The sequence below is a fragment of the Nesterenkonia massiliensis genome, from assembly GCF_000455245.1.
Classification (GTDB): domain Bacteria; phylum Actinomycetota; class Actinomycetes; order Actinomycetales; family Micrococcaceae; genus Nesterenkonia; species Nesterenkonia rhizosphaerae.
Genome location: NZ_HG005169.1, coordinates 34724 through 52555, shown reverse-complemented (window position 1 = coordinate 52555; position 17832 = coordinate 34724). Strand labels below are relative to the sequence as shown.

Genomic DNA, 17832 nt, shown 5'->3' with positions numbered 1-17832 from the left:
GGCTCAAGTCCTCAGCTCTAGGACGGTCTTGCCGATGCGGATGCGGTCTCCGGGTTCCACCGTGGAGGCGCGGGTCAGCTGCTCATCTCCGAGCCAGGTGCCATTGGTGGAGCCCAGATCCTCCAGGAACCAGCGTGAGCCCTGCGGGAAGAGTCGGGCGTGTTTGCCGGAGGCATAGTCGTCTTCGAGGACCACAGTGCATTCTTGAGCGCGGCCCAGCATGATCGGGGCGGAGCCCAGCTCCACCTCGGTGCCCACCAGCGGCCCTTCGGAGACCACCAGGCGGCGCGGCCGCGGCCGGGGAGCCTGACCGGTTTGATGCACGGTGGCCGGGGTGCCGGAGTCATGCGGGGCAGGGGCAGGTTTGTCATTGCGGCGATCCCGAGTGCGGGAACGCTTGGAGACCATCATGTCGCGGCCCTGGGCGGCGATGATGGAGAGAATGAGGATCCACAGCAGGAGCAGCAGCCCGAACTGCAGAACAGTGATGGCGAGTTCGCTCATAGGTGGGCCCTCTTAGCCGAGTCGGAAGCGCAGGCGGGCATTACCCAGGGTGATCAGGGCGCCGTCGAAGATCTCGATCTCCGCATCGCGCAGTTCCTGGCCGTCCACGTAGGAGCCATTGGTGGAGCCCAGATCTCTGGCGTACCAACGGCTGCCCTCACGGATGATCTCCAGGTGCCGCCGGGAGATGCCGGTGTCTGTAATGGTGATATCCGCACTGGAGGAGCGCCCGATCACGGTGATGTCCTGCTGCAGGCGGTGCCGCGCGCCCTCATGCTCCAGATGTGCGCTGCGCGGTGCGCGTGGTGGTGGTGCAGAACTGCGCATGCGTCCCGGCAGCGCCGCAGTGGCTGCTGGTCCGGCTGCAGATGAGGCTGCTGGACGCGACGGTGCTGAGGCATCCACATCCTGGTGGCTCTGGGTCTCGATGCTCATCTGTCCGCGCTTGAGCTCGGTGTTCTTCACGAATGTTGCTTTCACCGGGCCGGGCAGTGTGTAGCCCTGGGAGTCCGCGTAGCGGATGATCTCCTCGCACAGCTCCTCGGCCAGGGCCACACCGTATTTCTTGGCGTCGGTGAAGTCCTCTTCGGAGAGACGAATCTTGTACAGGTTGGGTACCAGGGACTGGCCGGACGGCACAGTGCTGGACTCACGGTCCATGTGGCGGCGTACTGCTGTGGCGATCTCCACGGGGCCGACGCTCCCTCCGCGTCCTGAGAAGGCACCGCGGACAGCTTTTTCGATCCCGCGCTCCAGAGAGTCGAGAAGTCCCACAGGTACCTCCTTATCAACGTCTTCTAAGCGATCCCCTCCGGTGCTGGAGGCTGGTCGCACTACTGGCAGTCTTGCAGGTGAGTCTACTGTGCCAGCCCGGTGATGACTGGGCAATTTTGGTGGCGCAGGGCACTTCCGGGCCGGTGAGGCGTATTCGACGCCGCCTGGTTCCCTGCATCTAGGCGCTTAGTCGCCGCGGTCGTTTTACCATCCAGTTTTCACAATTCCTGCCCGGATACGGGGTGGTAAAGCGAAAAGTGGATGGTAAAGCGGGCTTTCGCCGGTGTGCCGGCTTCGGGCAGATGGCCTAGCCGGGCCAGGGGCTTCTGGGCATCTCGTGGAGAGGCAGTGGCCGGTAGAGGCCGGCATGTCCTGGGCAGAGCGGCTGGGCTTGCGCGGGGCGGTCGGCGCTGCAGGAGCTGCAAGCTCATGGGGTACGGATTCCGGAGGATATGGCGGTAGTCGGGTTTGATGATTCTCAGATGGCAAAGCTGACCCGTCCGCCGCTGACCACTATTCTCTCCACCGCCACCGGTCTGGCCGAGACTGCCGTGGAGATGCTCACCGCGCTGCTGCGGGGGGATCCGGTTGACCCGGTGGTGCTGCCCACCGAGCTGATCAGGCGCGGCTCAGCGTAGTGCCCGTTCGGAGTGTTGATCACATCAGGTGAATGAGGGCAGATAGCGGTGCCCGGAATAGTTGAGCCGCGGCGTCGTACGTGACCTTTTGTGAAGTTGCTTCAATTTTGAAATAAAGTGGGGTAAGCTTGGTTCTGTACGGTGACCGCCCGTCACACCGTGCGGAAGCTTGAAGCACCTACTTAGATCGACTTGAAGGAGATCAACATCATGGCAGCAACTCTGACTCCGGGAACCTGGACCCTCGATAACGCTCACTCGGAGATCGGTATGACAGTGCGTCACGCCGGTATCTCCAAGGTCCGCGCTGTATTCGACGAGGCCTCCGCCACCCTGCAGGTTGCCGAGGACGGCACCAGCGACGTTCATGCCGCAGTGAAGGCTGAGTCCTTCAACTCTAAGAATGCTGACCGCGACGCCCACGTGCGTGGCGCTGATTTCCTGGACGCCGAGAACCACCCGGAGCTGACCTTCGTGGCCACCGGCTTCAAGCCCGCTGGCGAAGAGTTCGAGCTGACCGGTGACCTGAGCATCCGCGGCGTGACCAAGGAAGTGACCTTTGAGGTGGAGTTCGGCGGCCAGGCCGTTGACCCCTTCGGCGCCACCCGCGCAGGCTTCTCCGCCTCCACCGCGATCTCCCGCAAAGAGTTCGGTCTGACCTGGAACGCTGCCCTGGAAGCCGGCGGCGTGCTGGTAGGCGATAAGGTCAGCATCGACCTGGAGCTGGCCTTCGTTCACCAGGGCTGAGCCCCATAAACCACAGCTGGCAGTGATCCGCGAACGTCACCGCTAAGCTGTCCCCCCGCGGCTCCTGCCGCACCCAAGTAAAAGAAGGACCTCCGCGCCGGATACCTCTCCGCGGCGCGGAGGTCCTTCTTTGTGTGTGAGGACGGTCCCCTGCCTGAAGTGGTCAATTTGCTGCGCCTCAGGGCCGGTGGAGTGCAGCAAATTGACCATCTGAGGCTGCCGCCGCGCCACCTACGAAGTTCAGTGGCGACTTCGTCCGGCGAAACCCGGGCGGGTTCCCAGGGCCTTTTCGCGGACATATTGACCACTCGACCGCGAAGACGCCGACTAGCGGTGAATCTGCCTGAGCGGTGCCGGAATAGGTGGGAATCAGGAACGCGCCGAGGGTGACGTTCCATAAGCTGGGGCTATGCACCCATATGTCATCCGCCGGCCGCGGGAAGATGAGGGCAGCGCGGTCGGTCAGCTGCAGAACCGCGCCTGGGAGCAGGCCTATAGCGGGTTATTGCCCGCCCGCTTCTGGAACGCCGAGGCACTGTCTCAGCGTGAGGCGATGTGGATCCACGGGTTCTCCACAGACACCGGTCGCGCTCAGGTTCGTGTGGCTGAGCACCAGGATGCAGCCGGCCAGAGGCAACTCATCGGCTTCGCGGCCAAGGGTCCCGTCCAGGACGACGACGTCGCCGTCTCCACCCAGCTCTACACCTGTTATGTGCTGGCCGAACACCACGGAACCGGTGCAGCAAGTCAGCTCATCACTGACCTGCTAGGGGCGGAATCTGCCTCCTTATGGGTCTTCGAAGGCAACCCGCGGGCGCGCCGCTTCTACGAGAAGCACGGCTTCACCGCAGACGGCAAAAGCTGCGACCTCGGAGAAGCAGAACAAGACGAGGAAATCCGCGGTATCAAGGAGATCCGTATGGTCCGCTCTGAGCCAGGACGGGCTCCAGTACAGTGAAGAACATGCCGCGCCCCTGGACTATCCGTACCCCCACCGTGGAGGACGCCGCAGCCCTGGGACGCATGCAGAATCTGGGCTGGAAGCAGGCCTATCAGCACTTTCTCCCCGCCTGGTACTACGGCCCCGAACGCGAAGCCCAGCGCATCCAGAAATGGACCGAGCTGCTCTCCCAGGGGCTTGCCGCGGGGGAGAAGCTGCGCATCGCTGAGGACCCCGCTGGCGCCGTCGTCGGCTTCTCTCACTACGGTCCCGCACATTCTGAAGACGATCCGTGCCCTATGGAGCTGCACAGCATCTATGTGTTGGCCTCCCACCACGGGACCGGGCTGGCCGGTCAGCTGCTGGAGCAGACCTTGGGCAGTGGCCCGGCATTCCTGGAGATGTTCAAGGACAACACCCGCGCCCAGCGTTACTATCTCCGGCACGGCTTCCGGGTGATCGACGGTGAATGGGATGTGGGGCAATGGCGAAACGACGACGCCGCCCGTGGCATCAAAGTCATCCGCATGATGCGCGAGGGGAAGAAGGACACCCATGCCTGAGCTTCCCGAAGTTGAAGTGGTGCGTCGCGGCATCCAGCGCTGGGCCGCCGGCCGCACCATAAGCTCGGTGACCGTCCACGATCCACGCAGTCTGCGCCGCTTCCCCGACGGCGCAGACGCGTTTACACAGTTACTCTCTGGCCGCACCCTGGGTTCCCCGCAGCGCCGCGGAAAGTACCTCTGGATCCCCTTGGCCGGGGAGGACTACGCGCTGATGATTCACCTGGGCATGAGCGGACAGGTCCTGATGGAGGACTCCAGCGCGCCGGCGGAGAAGCACCTGAAGATCACGCTGCAACTGGAGAGTGACACCACGTGGGAGACTTACGCAGCCGACGACGTCGACGCCGTCGGCACCCAGCAGCAGGTACCTGATCAACTGCGTTTTGTGGACCAGCGAATCTTCGGCGGTATGCAACTGTCCCCGCTGATACCTACTGTGGGGTCGCTGCAGCATGATTCCGGCACGGTGCCTGAGGCAGCTGCACATATTGCTGCAGACCCGCTGGAGCCGGTGGTCACGGCCGAGACCTTCTTCCGGGCGCTGCGAAACCGCCGCTCTGGCCTGAAACGCGCCCTGCTGGATCAGACGTTGATCTCCGGGGTGGGAAATATCTATGCCGACGAGGCGCTCTGGCGCGCCACACTGCACTATGCCCGGCGCACTGAAACCATCACCCGCGCCCAGGCTCAGCTGCTGCTGAGCAGCATCCAGGACGTCATGGCGGCCGCGCTCGAGGCAGGCGGCACTAGTTTCGACTCCCTCTATGTCAACGTCAATGGTGCATCCGGCTACTTTGACCGCTCGTTGCAGTGCTACGCGCAGGCGGGAAAACCCTGCAGCCGCTGCGGAGAGATCATCCGGCGCGATAAATTCATGGGTCGCTCCTCGTACTGGTGCCCGCGCTGCCAGCCCCGCCCGCGCACCGGCCGCTGGTAGGCCCGCCCCCTACCCTGGTATGCCGGGACAGGCGGGTCAGCCCATCGTCCGAGCCACGCGCTGCTGCAGGCGGCGCCACTGATCTGCGGGATTGAGGTTCGCAGAGAGCGTGTGCAGTTCCACCTGCAGCGAGCGCGAAGAGCCAGGTCAGCAGCATCAGCCCGGCCACGCTCCAGCTGCCCAGCCACAGCGCGGCCCCGGCCAGCACCAGTCCCAGTCCCAGGTTGTCCGCCTTGGTGAGGGCGTGAAGCCGGGAGCGCACATCGCCGAAGCGAATCAGCCCCAGGGTGCCCACGCAGAAGAAGAAGGTCCCGGCCAGAATCAGCAGGGCACTGGCCGCCCCGGTGAGGATCTTGGTCGTATTCATCCAGTGCCCCCTTCATGGGTGGCACGTTCGCCGGAGCCTGCGGAGTCATGGCCGCTGCGGGCATCGTCACGGGTGCGGGCCCCTGCTGCCGCCCGCACGGCTGCGGTGAGCGCCCCCGTGCCGGTGAGGATCACCGCGACATCCACTAGCCGCGCTGGGGAGCCGCATTCTCACCACGGACCGTCTCCAGGACCACCAGCAGTGCCACCAGGCCGGCGCCGGTTGTCCCGGTCAGCAGCACCACCAGCAGCCAGGACTCCTGAAACCCGTAGCGGCGGAACGCCAGCAGGGCCACCACCACATTGGCCAGCAGCACCACCAGGACCACGGTGAGAAGCACGGCCATCACCTGGTCCAACGGGCCTGTCCTCCTGGTCGGCGGAATGGGTCAGTTCACGCAGCGGCCCCGCCCCAGGGCCCCTATGCGCCTCTGAACTGGGCTTCTACCGGCACCAACTTTTCATCCGTGCCTGGAAATTCCCGCAAGTGTGACGCCCCGGGGCGGGGTGTGCGCGCGAGGTCGTCGTCGGCTGTTCCATTCAGCGCCCAAGGCCCTCCGGCCCCGCTCACCGCTCTCGTCCCGGCTGCTTTTACCTACCCGCCGGACAGCGTCCCGTCCCGCTCCGGGCCGAGGTCCCACGCCACCCGGTGCGAGGCACCTCCGGTTACCCGCGGCGGGTGCGCATCCAGTTGGTGCCGACCTTCTGGGTGTGAATGCGGGTGCGGTCCGCCCGGAAGAAGTCGTGAGCATATTCCGCGGGGGCGTCGTCGGGATCAAAGGTCACCCGGTGCACCTCCAGCAGTCCTGAGCCCTCGGGGATCCCCAGGGTCCGGGACTGCTCAGTGTCCGACGACGTCGCCTCCACCGTCTCCTCTGCCCGGTCCACCGACAGTCCATAGCGCGAGGTCAGCAGCAGGTACAGTGATCCGGTCAGATCCTGTGACAGGAGCCCGGGGTAGCGCCGGGCGGGCAGCACCGAAGTGTCCAGGGACCAGGTCACCCCGCCGGCCAGTCGCAGGCGTACGATCCGGTAGACCGCCGAATCCTCCTGAAGCTGCAGCGCACGCTGCTCCTCGGGAAATGGTGTGGAAAGTACGGCGCGGATCACCCGGGTCTGAACGCTGTAGCCCTGCTGGCGCACCATATCCGGCACACCCTGCACAGTGTTCAGGTGCCGCTGGATCTTCCCGTCGTCGGCGAAAACTCCCCCGGTCCGGCCCAGGGAGCGGCGCACCAGATGTTCTGACTCCAGGTGCTGAAGAGCCTGCCGCAGCAGACTGCGCGGCACCTCCAGCTGCTCCGCCAGGCCGCGTTCGCTGCCTATGCGCTCACCGGGACGCAAGCGCTGCTGGCTGATCAGCCTGCGCAGCCGCGCAGCAAGAACCTCCGCCGCGGATCCGGGGTCAGGCGCCCCGCCGGGGGTCTCGTCAGCAGGGGGCTGCAGCATGAGCGTCATCTTAGAACCACAGGCGTCAGGTCAGCATGCGCAGGGACTCGTCCAGTGCCTGCGCAGCCCAGGGGATATCGGCCTGGCTGAACGGCAGCGGTGGACGCAGCTTCAGCACATTGCCGTGCGGGCCGGCCACCGAGGTCAGCACTCCGCGGCTGCGCAGCTCCTCCAGCAGGTTCAGCGCCAGATCCCGGTCAGGCTCACGGGTGCTGCGGTCCTTGACGAGTTCGAACCCGATGAACAGCCCGGCTCCGCGCACATCACCCACCGCCGGGTGGGTCTCGCCCAGCTGCGCGAAGGCCGCCAGCGCCTGCGCCCCCACCTCAGCGGCATGCTGCTGCAGCCCCTCGGAGCGGATCACCTGGAGTACCGCCTGGGCAGCGGCCATCGAGACCGGGTTTCCCCCGAAGGTGTTGAAGTAGGGAACCGAATCGCTGAAACTGGCCAGCACATCCGCCCGCGCCAGCAGGCCGGAGACCGGGATGCCGTTGCCCATCGGCTTTCCCAGGGTGATCATGTCCGGCACCACATCGTGCCGGGCGAAGCCCCAGAACGCATCCCCGGTGCGGGCGAAGCCGGGCTGAACCTCATCGGCGATGAACACACCCCCCGCGGCGTGGACGACGTCGACGGCCTCCTTCAGGTACCCGGCAGGACCGGGCAGCACGCCGTCGGAGGAGAAGATCGAATCTGCGATCAGGCCCGCGAACTTCACGCCCTTGGCTTCCATATCGGCGATGGCCGCACGGACCCTGGTCGCGAACCAGGCCCCGATATCGGCCACCCCGGTGCGGTAGGTGTCCGGGGCCGGGACCAGCCACACGTGCTCCCCGATGGGCTGCCCGGAGCCCAGCGCCGGCGAGACCGAAGAGGTCAGCTCCGAAGTCCCGTGATAGGCCTCGGTGGTGGCGATCAGCCCGGTACCGCCGGAGTAGGTGCGGGCCACGCGCAGCGCCAGATCATTGGCCTCCGATCCGGTGCACATGTACATCGCCTTGTAACCGGCGGCGTCCACCCCAGCCGGCAGAGTGGTGCGTAAATCCTCGGTGTAGTCCAGGATTCGCTCGTGCAGGTAGCGGGTATGAGTGTTCAGCTGCTGCATCTGCTGGTGCACGGCTTCAACCACCGCCGGGTGAGCGTGCCCGATGCTGGCCACATTGTTGTACATGTCCAGGTACTTGGCACCCTGGGCATCCCACAGGTACTGGCCCTCACCGCGCACCAGGTGCACCGGCCGGCGGTAGAACAGCCGGTAGGAGCCACTCAGGACCTCCTGGCGCCGCTGCGTCAGCTGCCTGGTCTGCTCATCTAGAGCCCCAGCATGCTCGGCGCGGAAGGAGTTGGTGTCCATGATGGTGGAGCGGGTGACCATTAATAGTCCTCACAGTTGAAGCGGCACAGATGGAAGAAGGTGCCCAAACCCTCGGTGGTGTGCTGGAAAGTGCCTGACTCAATGGTCTCAGCAGATGCCGCTCAGCGAGCACCCGCTCTGTTTCGGGGATGTAAAGGAATGCGGTTTACGGATAAATGGCCTGTTACAGATGCCCTCATCGGTGACAGGCGTGTAAAACCTTCCCCCGCTTGCTTCCTGAACCCGCCGTCTTCGTGCCACAGTAACCATGGTGCCCAGCCCTCCTCTCGCATAGAGGAGCATCTCCGTGACGCAGACCGTCTCTGCCGATCCCTTCACTGCTTTTGCCATGTTGCGCAAGGGCGACGCCGCCCCGGCCTGGCTGGTTCGCGCCGTCGCCTCTGGCTGGGGGTTAGATTGCCAGCGCATTGACGCCCGGCTCATTGCCGTCTCAGAGAACGCCACCTTCCGACTGGAGGTGGACAGGCATCCCTATGCGGTGTTGCGGGTGCACCGGCCGGCCTATGTGGACCCGCAACAGATTGCCTCGGAGCTGACTTGGGTGCAGGCCCTTGCCGCGGGCACCGACGTGAAAGTGCCGCAGGTCCTCCCGCTTACCGACGGTTCCCTGGTGCTGGCAGTGGACCAGCAGCAGGCGGATCTCGACGGTGGGGACGAGGCCGCGGATGATAGCCGCCAGCCCTGGTATGTGGTGGCCTTCGCATTCGTAGAGGGTGCCGTGCTGGAGGACGTGGCCGATACCCGGCCCTACTACCGGCGGATTGGGGAGATCACCGCGCAGTTCCACGACCACGCCGAGCAGTGGCAGAAGCCTGGTGGCTTCGACCGGTTCACCTGGAACCTCGAGGACATGATCGGGCCTACTTCCCGGTGGGGGGACTGGCGGGCCGCGGCGCTGTCCCCGGCTCAGCTGGAGGTAATGGGAGCCGCCGAGGCCAAGGCCCGGGACGTCATCGCCCCGCTTCGGGAATCCACCGCGAGCCGCGGCCTGATCCATGCGGACCTACGGCCCTCCAACATCATGATCTCCGGGAACCAGCTGACCGTCATTGACTTCGACGACTGCGGCTTCAGCTGGTTCCTCTACGACTTCGCCTCCGCGTTCTCCTTCATCGAGCACGAGTCCTACACCCCCGCCCTGGCCAAGGACTGGTTGGCCGGCTACACCGCGGTGCGGCCTCTGGGCGAGGAGCAGATCCAGCAGGCCTGCGCACTGAGCATGATCCGACGGCTACAGATGGTCGGCTGGACCACCACCCACCGTCAGGACGCGCTGCCGGCCCAGATCTGGGACCAGCAGATCCCCGGTACAGAGCGCATCGCGGCCCAGTATCTGCGATCGGGTACATGGCTCGTGGACTGAGCTGCTGGTGGTGCGAGCGGCAATGAATCGAGCAGCTTTATGTACTGAATGGCTTGGAGAGTGACCGGCCGGATTGAGGGGATTGAGGGAGAAACACATGTTCAGCACTATGGAGAACCGCAGCGTCATCGTCACCGGCGGCAGCAAGGGGATCGGGCTCGGGATCGCCCGGGTCTTCGCCTCCGCCGGAGCCAAGGTGATGCTCGCGGGGCGAGATGAGGCCGCCCTGCAGAAGGCCGCAGCGGAGGTCGCAGAGGAGTTCGACGGCGGGATGGTCGCCACCTGTGTCACCGATGTGGCCGATCAGCCCTCCTGCCAAGCGCTGGCGGCAGCCACGGTGGAGACCTTCGGCGGCATCGATGTGCTGTGCGCCAACGCCGGCATCTTCCCCTCCGCCAGACTCCAGGAGCTGGACCGTGCCGCCCTGGATGAGGTGATGGGGGTCAACTTCTACGGCACCGCCTTCTGCGTGGCCGCGTGCCTGGAGGAGCTGAGCCGGTCCGAGCTGGGCCGGGTGGTGGTGACTTCCTCGATCACCGGTCCTATCACCGGCTATCCCGGATGGGCGCACTACGGCGCCTCCAAGGCTGCCCAGCTGGGCTATGTGCGCACCGCCGCTATGGAGCTGGCCCCCAGGGGCATCACCATCAACGCCGTGCTGCCGGGCAACATCCTCACCGAAGGCCTGCAGGACATGGGACAGGAGTATCTGGAGGGCATGGCGGCGGCCATCCCGCAGCGCAGGCTCGGCGCAGTGGAGGACATCGGCTACGCGGCCCTGTTCTTCGCCTCCGCGCAGGCCGGCTACGTCACCGGACAGAGCCTGGTGGTCGACGGCGGGCAGGTGCTGCCCGAGGATCCCGGCGCCCTCCAGGAGATGTGACCTTCACAAAGCCGCATGAGACCCACCTAAGACACGTCCCCCAGACACATCCGCCCTGATACATCCCATCCATATCCGACCCTGACGTTTCGACCCTCACACCCCGGAAGGACCCCATGAACACCGTCGCCGCAGAAGCCGCCCCGCCGTCAACAAGCTTAGGAGCCATCCACCCTCTGGAGCCCTTGGCCCCGCAGGAGATCACCGCAGCCGCCGCGATCCTCAAACAGCACCCGGACTTCACCCCGGAGATGCGCTTCGTCTACATCGAGCTCAAGGAGCCCTCCAAGGAAGTGGTCCGGTCCTTCGATGCCACCGGCGGTCACTTTCCCCGCGAAGCCTTCATGGTGCTGCGGGATCGCGTCGCGCAGCTGACACTGGAGGCCGTGGTGGATCTGCGCTCCGGCAGCCTGGTCAGCCTCACCGAGGTCCCGGATGCGCAGAACCCGATGACCGCGGAGGAATTCACCATCTGCGAGGAGCTGATCCGCCGCCACCCCGAGGTGCAGCAGGCCCTGGTTAAGCGCGGAGTCACCAGCTTCGAGCACGTCATCGTGGACAAATGGGCCGCCGGCTACACCATGCCCGAGGACCATCCCGGCACCCGACGGATCTCCCGGCCCCTGCTGTTCGTCAAAGAGGGCGACGACGACGCCAACGGCTACGCCAAGCCCGTGGAGAACCTCGTGGTCACCCTGGACCTGGACACCAAGGAGATCCTCGAGGTCAACGACACTGGCGTCGTCGCCCTCCCGGGAAAGAAGGGAAACTACACGGCTGAGGCGATTACCGACCCGGCCAACTCGCCGCACTTTGAGCAGGTGCGCCCTCCTATGAAGCCCATCTCCATCACTCAGCCCCAGGGCCCGTCCTTCACCATGGCGGGCCACGGCATCCAGTGGGCCAACTGGAGCCTGCGTGTCGGTTACACCCCGCGCGAAGGCCTGGTGCTGCACAACATCACCTATAACGACCGCGGCACTGTGCGACCGGTGCTCTACCGGGCCTCCCTGGCGGAGATGTATGTGCCCTATGGGGATCCCGGGGATACCCACTGGAACAAGAACGTCTTCGATGAGGGCGAATACGGTCTGGGCGGCATGGCCAACTCCCTGCAGCTTGGCTGCGACTGTCTGGGGGAGATCACCTACCTGGATGCCTATGTGTGCACCCAGGACGGGGACCCGGTGAAGATCCCCAATGCCGTGTGCATCCACGAGGAGGACTCCGGCATCGGCTGGAAGCACACCGACTACCGGACCGGTCAGGGCGAGGTGCGCCGCAACCGGCGGCTGGTGATCAGCATCTTCACCACGGTGGGCAACTATGACTACGGGTTCTACTGGTACCTCTACCTGGACGGTTCCATCGAGTTTGAGTCTAAGCTGACGGGAATTCTCTCCACCGGGGCCTTCGAGGGGGAGGCGCCCAAGTATGGGACAGTGCTCGCGCCCGGGCTCTACGGACCCAATCATCAGCACTTCTTTGCGCTGCGGCTGGACATGGCGGTCGACGGCGATCGGAACAGTCTGTACGAGAACAACGCCGTGGTGGCTCCCGAGCAGGAGAACGTCTGGGGCAGTGCCTGGTACGAGGCCAAGACGCAGCTGAAGACTGAGGCGCAGGCTCAGCGCACCGCGGATCCGCTGCACGGCCGCTCCTGGGTGGTGGTGAATCCGGAGAGGACCAATCCGGCCACGGGGGCCAAGCCCGGCTACAAGCTGGAGCTCGGTGGGAGTCTGGCCATGCCGCTTTCCCAGCCGGGGTCCCAGCAGTACGAGCGGGGCGGGTTCACCCGCAATCACCTGTGGGCCACCGCGTTCGCCGAGCGGGAGCGGTATGCCGCAGGGGAGTATGTGCCGCAGAACCCCGGCGGTGACGGGCTGCCCAAGTACGCTGCCGCCAACCGGTCGCTGGACAATGCCGATCTGGTGCTGTGGCCGGTGCTATGCGCACACCATGCACCGCGTCCGGAGGATTGGCCGGTGATGCCGGTGGCGAAGGTGGGTCTCCACCTGAAGCCCTCCGGCTTCTTCGACGGCAACCCCATGCTGGACTACCCGGCCGAGACCATCGGCCACTGCCACCGCGGATAGCTCCCTGTGTCGGCTCAGGCGCTCTGCGGGGCGGAGACTCCGGCTCTTCGCAGGGCTGGTGCTCTGGGTGCAAGGTCAGTCCCGCACCCCGGTGGTGCGTGGGCTGCTTGGGGCAGCGGCGCTGTTGTCCGCGGTGCTGCACCTGCTGATGCTGGGCCATGGAGGGGTTGTGCTCATGGCCGTCATGGCTGTGCTGGCCGTGCTGTGCTTCCCCTGCGCCGGCCACCTCTGGCGTGGGCCCACCAGGAGCACCTGGGCCACACTGGCAATCACCAGCACAAGCATGCTGGGCATACACCTGTGGCTCATTGCCTCAGGGGTCTACTACGGGGGAGAAACTGCTGAGGTGGCGGCTCCGACGCACGCCGGCCACGGTCACGGGGCCCTGCAGCTGGGTTTCTCACCGGAGCTGGTCCTCTACGGAGCCACCGCCCTGGCGTTGCTGGAAGCAGCTGCGGCAGCCTGGTTCCTCCTCAGCTCGGCGCAGAGAAGACACCGGACAGCACTGGGCTGCATTACACCGCGAGGCAGCATGGAGTAGGACCGTTGTCAGACAACCATCGCCATCCCGTCGCTGCGAGGATCGCTGCCGGCAGTCACCGTCCCTGAGTCCGGGTCGATTCTGATTGCAGCTCGGCCACTTTCCGCACCTTCGAGATATTCATCGTGGCCGCGATCTACTACCTGCTTCTCACGACAGTCTGGACAGTCATCCAATGGTTCATTGAACGGCACTACAACCACAAAGTCGGGTTGCCGTATGAGCTCCCCATGGCTAACTGGCTCAGAGGGCGCCGCCGTGTAGTGGAGTTATCACATGAGCCGGAGATTGCGGAAGTCAAAGTGGAGGCGAAGGTGTGATGCAGGTGATGGAGAAAGAAGAAACTGGGTTGCGTGCCTCTGTGCTGCGCGCCGAGAGCATCTCCAAAGTATTCGGTACCAAGTCAGTTTTCCGAGAGATCTCCTTGGACGTTGCCGAAGGAGAAGTTGTCACGCTGATCGGGCCCTCTGGCTCGGGCAAGACCACGTTCTTGCGCACTCTTAACCATCTTGAGGAACCGAGCGAGGGCGTTGTCCTTCTTGATGGCAAGCCCCTGGGTCAACGGTTGCGTAACGCGGCGTGGCTGCCGGACTCTGCTCAACTGCGCGCAGATCAGCAGCGAATCGGATTTGTGTTTCAGCAGTTCAATCTCTTTCCGCATATGACTGCTGCCGAGAACGTCTGGCACGCCCCGGTCCGCGTGAAAGGGGAGGACAAGACTGAGGCGATGGCGCGGGCTCGTGAACTACTTGAGCGGGTGGGGCTCGAGCAGCAGGCAGATCAGAAACCCGCCACGCTCTCTGGGGGACAGCAGCAGCGAGTGGCCATTGCGCGGGCATTAGCGATGAGGCCACGCCTGCTGCTCTTCGACGAGCCCACTAGCGCGTTGGACCCGGAGATGACCCAGGAAGTGCTGCGCACTATCCAGGGGCTTGCCCGTGAAGGGGTAACGATGGTGATCGTGACTCACGAGATGAGCTTCGCCCGGCGCATCTCTGACCGCGTAGTGGTGATGGAGGATGGTCTCATCATTGAGCAGGGTCCGGCCACTGACATCTTCTCTGATCCGGAGAACGTCCGGACTCGAGCTTTCCTTGCTTCGATGTCTGAATGAGCTGAATAGCAGCCGAGGTCGGTTGAGGCTGGCGGCGGGAAATCGCGTGTGGTGACTTCCCGGCACGCGATTTTTTCGTAGTGGAGACGTCATGTTCACCTGTCCGAAACACACTAATCGTTTACTAGCGTTATACGTTGATTCCCAACAGTGAAAGGTGGCAGTGATGGCCTCACTCTCGCTCAAAGATTTGGTGGCCGAGCACGAGACCAAGTTCATCCTTGCCCTCTTTGTGGACCTGCACGGCAAGCCATGCGCCAAGCTGGTCCCCGTCGAGGCGATTGACCAGCTCATCGAAGAAGGCGTGGGATTCGCCGGATACGCCGCAGGCGCCATGGGCCAGGAACCCAAGGACCCCGACATTATGGCGATGCCGGACGCCTCCTCCTTCACCCCCGTCCCATTCATCCGCGAGGGGCTGGCCATCGTGCACTGCGACCCGCATGTGGAGGGTAAGCCCTGGGGCTTCGCGCCCCGGGTCATCCTGAAGAATCTGCTGGCCGAAGCGGCCCAACAGGGCTTCGAGCCACATGTGGGAGCCGAGGTGGAGTACTTCCTGCTCAAACGCGATGACAACGGCAACCTGGTCACCGCCGACGACGCCGACACCGCCGCCCAGCCCTGCTACGACGCCCGCGGCGTCACCCGCATGTTCGGCCACCTGGCCGCCATCTCCCAAGCCATGAACTCCCTGGGCTGGGGCAACTACGCCAACGACCACGAGGACGGCAACGGACAGTTCGAGCAGAACTTCCATTACGCCGACGCGCTGACCACTGCCGACCGCGTCGTCGCCCTCCGTTACATCATCTCCATGCTCGCCGAGGAGCGCGGGATGATCGCCACCTTCATGCCCAAACCCTTCGGGGACCGCACCGGATCCGGCCTGCACCTGCACCTCTCACTGACCTCCAAGGGCAAGCCCGTCTTCCCGCTCGGCCGGACCTCCAGGAAGAAGGACTTGCACGGGCTTGGGCTCTCCGAGACCGCCTACCACTTTGTGGGCGGCCTGCTGCAGCACGCCTGCGCAATGCAGGGACTCATCGCCCCCACCGTGAACTCGTACAAGCGCACCGGCGCGATCTCCACCACCTCCGGAGCCTCCTGGGCCCCGCGCACCGCCACCTACGGCGGCAATGACCGCACCCACTACATTCGCGTCCCCGATGATCAGCGCATCGAGCTGCGCGGCGGCGACGGCTCTGCCAACCCCTACCTGGCCGTAGCAGCCGCCGTCGGCGCCGGCCTGGACGGCATCGCCCGCAAAACCGACCCCGGCACTCCCGGGGATAAGCGCGACGACGCCCCCAAGCTGCCACTGACCCTGATGGACGCCATCGAATACCTCGAGGCCGATCAGACCGTGCTCGATGTGCTCAGCGCGGTGCATCCCGGCGTCGGCAGCTACTACACCACCCTCAAGCGCGAAGAGTTCTACCAGTACCACTCCCAGGTCACCAACTGGGAGATCCAGCGCTACCTCACCGCCTTCTGAGAAAGGACCCGATATGTGTGGAATCGTCGGACTTCATCTGCGCAATCCCGAGCTCTACCCACGTCTGGGCGAGCTGCTGACTTCCATGCTCTGCGAAATGGAGGAGCGCGGCGCAGACTCCGCTGGGGTGGCCGTCTACGGCGACCCTGTCTGGTCACCGCCGGGCACCGTCACCGTCTCCGTGCTGGAGTCCGGGCTCAGCGCCGAACAGCTTGCCGCCGCCGTCGGTGACACGCTGGGCACCGCTGTCACCGTCGAAGAGGCGGACCAAACTCAGTTGGTCAGCATGCCGCTGGCTGAGCACAGTGACGACGACGGCGCCGACCCGGCCACCGCTGCCGAGACGCTGAAGAAGGCCGTCCTGCAGGCAGCACCGGGCGCGCTGATCTCCGGCTTCGGCCAGGACCTGGCCGTCCTCAAAGGAGTAGGCCACCCCCGCGCGCTGGCCGAAGCCTACGGACTCCGGCAGGCCCAGGGCTGGCAGGGCGTGGGGCACACCCGCATGGCCACAGAATCCGCGGTAACCCCCGGCGGCTGCCACCCCTATGCCGTGGGCGAGGGCCAGTGCATGGTGCACAACGGCAGCTTCTCCAATCACGCCACCATCCGCCGGGAACTGACCCGCCGAGGCGTCGAGTTCGACTCCGAGAATGACACGGAAGTCGGCGCCCGCTTCATCGCGGAGAAGATGGCATCAGGCGCCGGAGTGAAGGAGGCCGTCGACGCGCTGGCCCAGGCGTTCGACGGCTTCTACACCCTGCTGGTCTCCAACCGGGACTCCTTCGCCGTGGTGCGTGACGCCATCGCCTGTAAACCCGCCGTCATCGCCGAGACCGAGGACTGGGTGGCCATGGCCAGCGAGTACCGCGCCCTGGCAGATCTGCCCGGCATCGAGAACGCCCGGCTCTACGAGCCCGAGCCCAACCACATCTACGCATGGTCTAGAAATGCGGAGTCCAGAAACGAAGCGTCCGGTAGCGGGCAGTCCCCCGCACGGGCCGCCCGGCAGAGGGAGATGAGCGACGCATGAGCACCGTCACCGATACCCGCACCTTCAATCTGGCCGACACACCACTCCGCGAGGTCAACCGTGCTCTGCACCAGGACGACGTCGCCGGGTCCATCGCCATCAGCAATCCGCGCGGAGCCCACTCGGTGGCCGCCGGGGTCAACGCCCCGGTGGAGATCACCATCGAGGGCCATGTGGGCTACTACGCCGCCGGCATGAACCAGCAGGCCTCCATCACCATCGCCGGGAACGCCGGGGTGGGAGTGGCGGAGAACATGATGAGCGGGCGTGTGCACGTGCGCGGCAACGCCAGCCAGTCCGCCGGCGCCACCGCCCACGGCGGGCTGCTGGTCATCGACGGCGACGCCGCCGCCCGCTGCGGGATCTCCATGAAGGGAGTGGACATCGTGGTGGGCGGAAGCATCGGGCATATGAGCGCCTTCATGGCCCAGGCCGGACGCCTGGTGGTCCGCGGCGACGCCGGAGACGCCCTGGGCGACTCCATCTACGAGGCCCGGCTCTACGTGAAGGGCCAGGTGGCCTCCCTGGGGGCGGACTGCGTCGCCAAAGAGATGCGCCAGGAGCACCACGACGAGCTGCGTGAGCTGCTCGACGCCGCCGGGTACCCCGAGGATGACACCTCCGACTACACCCGCTACGGCTCCGCCCGACAGCTCTACCACTTCAAAACCGACAACCTCAGCGCGTACTGACTCCGCCCCCGGCGGGGAGCCCGATGACGCCGCGGCCGCCGCGCCGTCCTCGCCCTGCCAGACCCGGCCAGACCCGAAGGAGCACCCTTGACCCACACCGCTGATACCCGCGCGGTGCGCGGACTGCGCGAATCCGCCACCTTTGACCGCGCCACCATCGCCGATATCCGGCGAGCCGCCGCCACCGGGGTCTACGACATCCGCGGCGGCGGCTCCAAACGCCGTCTGCCGCACTTCGATGACCTGCTCTTCCTGGGCGCCTCCATGTCCCGCTACCCCCTGGAGGGCTACCGCGAGCGCTGCGACACCGACGTGATCCTCG

The 17832-nt window shown here is 65.3% G+C and carries 20 protein-coding genes and 1 pseudogene; 14 read left to right on the top strand and 7 right to left on the bottom strand.

Going from position 1 to position 17832, the window contains the following annotated elements:
• Positions 1 to 3: 3 nt before the first annotated feature.
• Both TX78_RS08830 and TX78_RS08825 read right to left on the bottom strand, forming a co-directional pair.
• Positions 4 to 504: an FHA domain-containing protein FhaB/FipA gene (locus TX78_RS08830; RefSeq protein ID WP_044495564.1), complete on the bottom strand. Its 501-nt coding sequence runs from the start codon at positions 502 to 504 to the stop codon at positions 4 to 6.
• A 12-nt stretch (positions 505 to 516) separates the two neighbouring features.
• The gene (locus tag TX78_RS08825; RefSeq protein ID WP_044495563.1) at positions 517 to 1278 is read right to left on the bottom strand and encodes an FhaA domain-containing protein; all 762 of its coding nucleotides are present in this window, start codon (positions 1276 to 1278) and stop codon (positions 517 to 519) included.
• Positions 1279 to 1688: 410 nt separating this feature from the next.
• On the opposite strand from TX78_RS08825, the gene TX78_RS08820 reads away from it, so the two are divergent.
• The 5 genes from TX78_RS08820 to mutM all read left to right on the top strand — a co-directional run bounded on the left by TX78_RS08820 (position 1689) and on the right by mutM (position 5106).
• The gene (locus TX78_RS08820) at positions 1689 to 1916 is read left to right on the top strand and encodes a substrate-binding domain-containing protein (RefSeq protein ID WP_081652693.1); all 228 of its coding nucleotides are present in this window, start codon (positions 1689 to 1691) and stop codon (positions 1914 to 1916) included.
• 210 nt (positions 1917 to 2126) lie between these two features.
• A complete protein-coding gene (locus TX78_RS08815; RefSeq protein WP_044495559.1) occupies positions 2127 to 2663 on the top strand; it encodes a YceI family protein in 537 nt (178 codons plus the stop codon).
• A 409-nt stretch (positions 2664 to 3072) separates the two neighbouring features.
• Positions 3073 to 3621: a GNAT family N-acetyltransferase gene (locus tag TX78_RS08810; RefSeq protein ID WP_044495557.1), complete on the top strand. Its 549-nt coding sequence runs from the start codon at positions 3073 to 3075 to the stop codon at positions 3619 to 3621.
• Positions 3622 to 3626: 5 nt separating this feature from the next.
• On the top strand, positions 3627 to 4166 hold the full coding sequence (locus TX78_RS08805; RefSeq protein ID WP_049897704.1) for a GNAT family N-acetyltransferase: 540 nt from the start codon (positions 3627 to 3629) through the stop codon (positions 4164 to 4166).
• Positions 4159 to 5106 (top strand): bifunctional DNA-formamidopyrimidine glycosylase/DNA-(apurinic or apyrimidinic site) lyase, encoded by a 948-nt coding sequence (gene mutM / locus TX78_RS08800; RefSeq protein ID WP_044495556.1) that lies wholly within the window; start codon positions 4159 to 4161, stop codon positions 5104 to 5106. Before TX78_RS08805 ends, mutM begins: the two co-directional genes overlap by 8 nt.
• Here the strand turns inward: mutM and TX78_RS08795 are convergent.
• The 5 genes from TX78_RS08795 to TX78_RS08780 all read right to left on the bottom strand — a co-directional run bounded on the left by TX78_RS08795 (position 5042) and on the right by TX78_RS08780 (position 8296).
• Positions 5042 to 5473 (bottom strand): cation:proton antiporter, encoded by a 432-nt coding sequence (locus tag TX78_RS08795; RefSeq protein WP_069956263.1) that lies wholly within the window; start codon positions 5471 to 5473, stop codon positions 5042 to 5044. The genes mutM and TX78_RS08795 overlap by 65 nt on opposite strands.
• Positions 5470 to 5607, bottom strand: a complete 138-nt coding sequence (locus tag TX78_RS13755) for a hypothetical protein (RefSeq protein WP_158644322.1) — start codon at positions 5605 to 5607, stop codon at positions 5470 to 5472. Before TX78_RS13755 ends, TX78_RS08795 begins: the two co-directional genes overlap by 4 nt.
• An 11-nt stretch (positions 5608 to 5618) precedes the next feature.
• On the bottom strand, positions 5619 to 5819 hold the full coding sequence (locus TX78_RS08790) for a hypothetical protein (RefSeq protein WP_147640458.1): 201 nt from the start codon (positions 5817 to 5819) through the stop codon (positions 5619 to 5621).
• Between the two features lie 319 nt (positions 5820 to 6138).
• Positions 6139 to 6921 (bottom strand): GntR family transcriptional regulator, encoded by a 783-nt coding sequence (locus TX78_RS08785; protein WP_049897702.1) that lies wholly within the window; start codon positions 6919 to 6921, stop codon positions 6139 to 6141.
• A gap of 25 nt (positions 6922 to 6946) precedes the next feature.
• Positions 6947 to 8296, bottom strand: a complete 1350-nt coding sequence (locus TX78_RS08780) for an aspartate aminotransferase family protein (RefSeq protein ID WP_044495552.1) — start codon at positions 8294 to 8296, stop codon at positions 6947 to 6949.
• Between the two features lie 286 nt (positions 8297 to 8582).
• Between TX78_RS08780 and TX78_RS08775 the strand changes: the two genes are divergently transcribed.
• The 9 genes and pseudogenes from TX78_RS08775 to TX78_RS13245 form a co-directional block, all read left to right on the top strand.
• Positions 8583 to 9659: a phosphotransferase enzyme family protein gene (locus TX78_RS08775; protein ID WP_049897701.1), complete on the top strand. Its 1077-nt coding sequence runs from the start codon at positions 8583 to 8585 to the stop codon at positions 9657 to 9659.
• Between the two features lie 97 nt (positions 9660 to 9756).
• A complete protein-coding gene (gene fabG, locus TX78_RS08770) occupies positions 9757 to 10542 on the top strand; it encodes a 3-oxoacyl-ACP reductase FabG (RefSeq protein ID WP_044495549.1) in 786 nt (261 codons plus the stop codon).
• 116 nt (positions 10543 to 10658) lie between these two features.
• Positions 10659 to 12638 (top strand): primary-amine oxidase, encoded by a 1980-nt coding sequence (locus tag TX78_RS08765; protein WP_044495547.1) that lies wholly within the window; start codon positions 10659 to 10661, stop codon positions 12636 to 12638.
• 58 nt (positions 12639 to 12696) lie between these two features.
• Positions 12697 to 13179, top strand: a complete 483-nt coding sequence (locus TX78_RS12710; RefSeq protein ID WP_049897699.1) for a hypothetical protein — start codon at positions 12697 to 12699, stop codon at positions 13177 to 13179.
• A gap of 328 nt (positions 13180 to 13507) precedes the next feature.
• Positions 13508 to 14293 (top strand): amino acid ABC transporter ATP-binding protein, encoded by a 786-nt coding sequence (locus tag TX78_RS08750; RefSeq protein WP_276508320.1) that lies wholly within the window; start codon positions 13508 to 13510, stop codon positions 14291 to 14293.
• Between the two features lie 166 nt (positions 14294 to 14459).
• Positions 14460 to 15788, top strand: a complete 1329-nt coding sequence (glnT, locus tag TX78_RS08745; RefSeq protein WP_044495544.1) for a type III glutamate--ammonia ligase — start codon at positions 14460 to 14462, stop codon at positions 15786 to 15788.
• Between the two features lie 13 nt (positions 15789 to 15801).
• Positions 15802 to 16818, top strand: coding sequence for a class II glutamine amidotransferase domain-containing protein (locus TX78_RS08740; protein ID WP_069956261.1), 1017 nt, complete (start codon positions 15802 to 15804; stop codon positions 16816 to 16818).
• Positions 16815 to 17510, top strand: coding sequence for a GltB/FmdC/FwdC-like GXGXG domain-containing protein (locus tag TX78_RS08735; protein ID WP_044495542.1), 696 nt, complete (start codon positions 16815 to 16817; stop codon positions 17508 to 17510). The genes TX78_RS08740 and TX78_RS08735 overlap by 4 nt, the downstream gene beginning before the upstream one ends.
• An 87-nt stretch (positions 17511 to 17597) precedes the next feature.
• Positions 17598 to 17832, top strand: a pseudogene (locus tag TX78_RS13245) (FMN-binding glutamate synthase family protein); the annotation flags it as partial.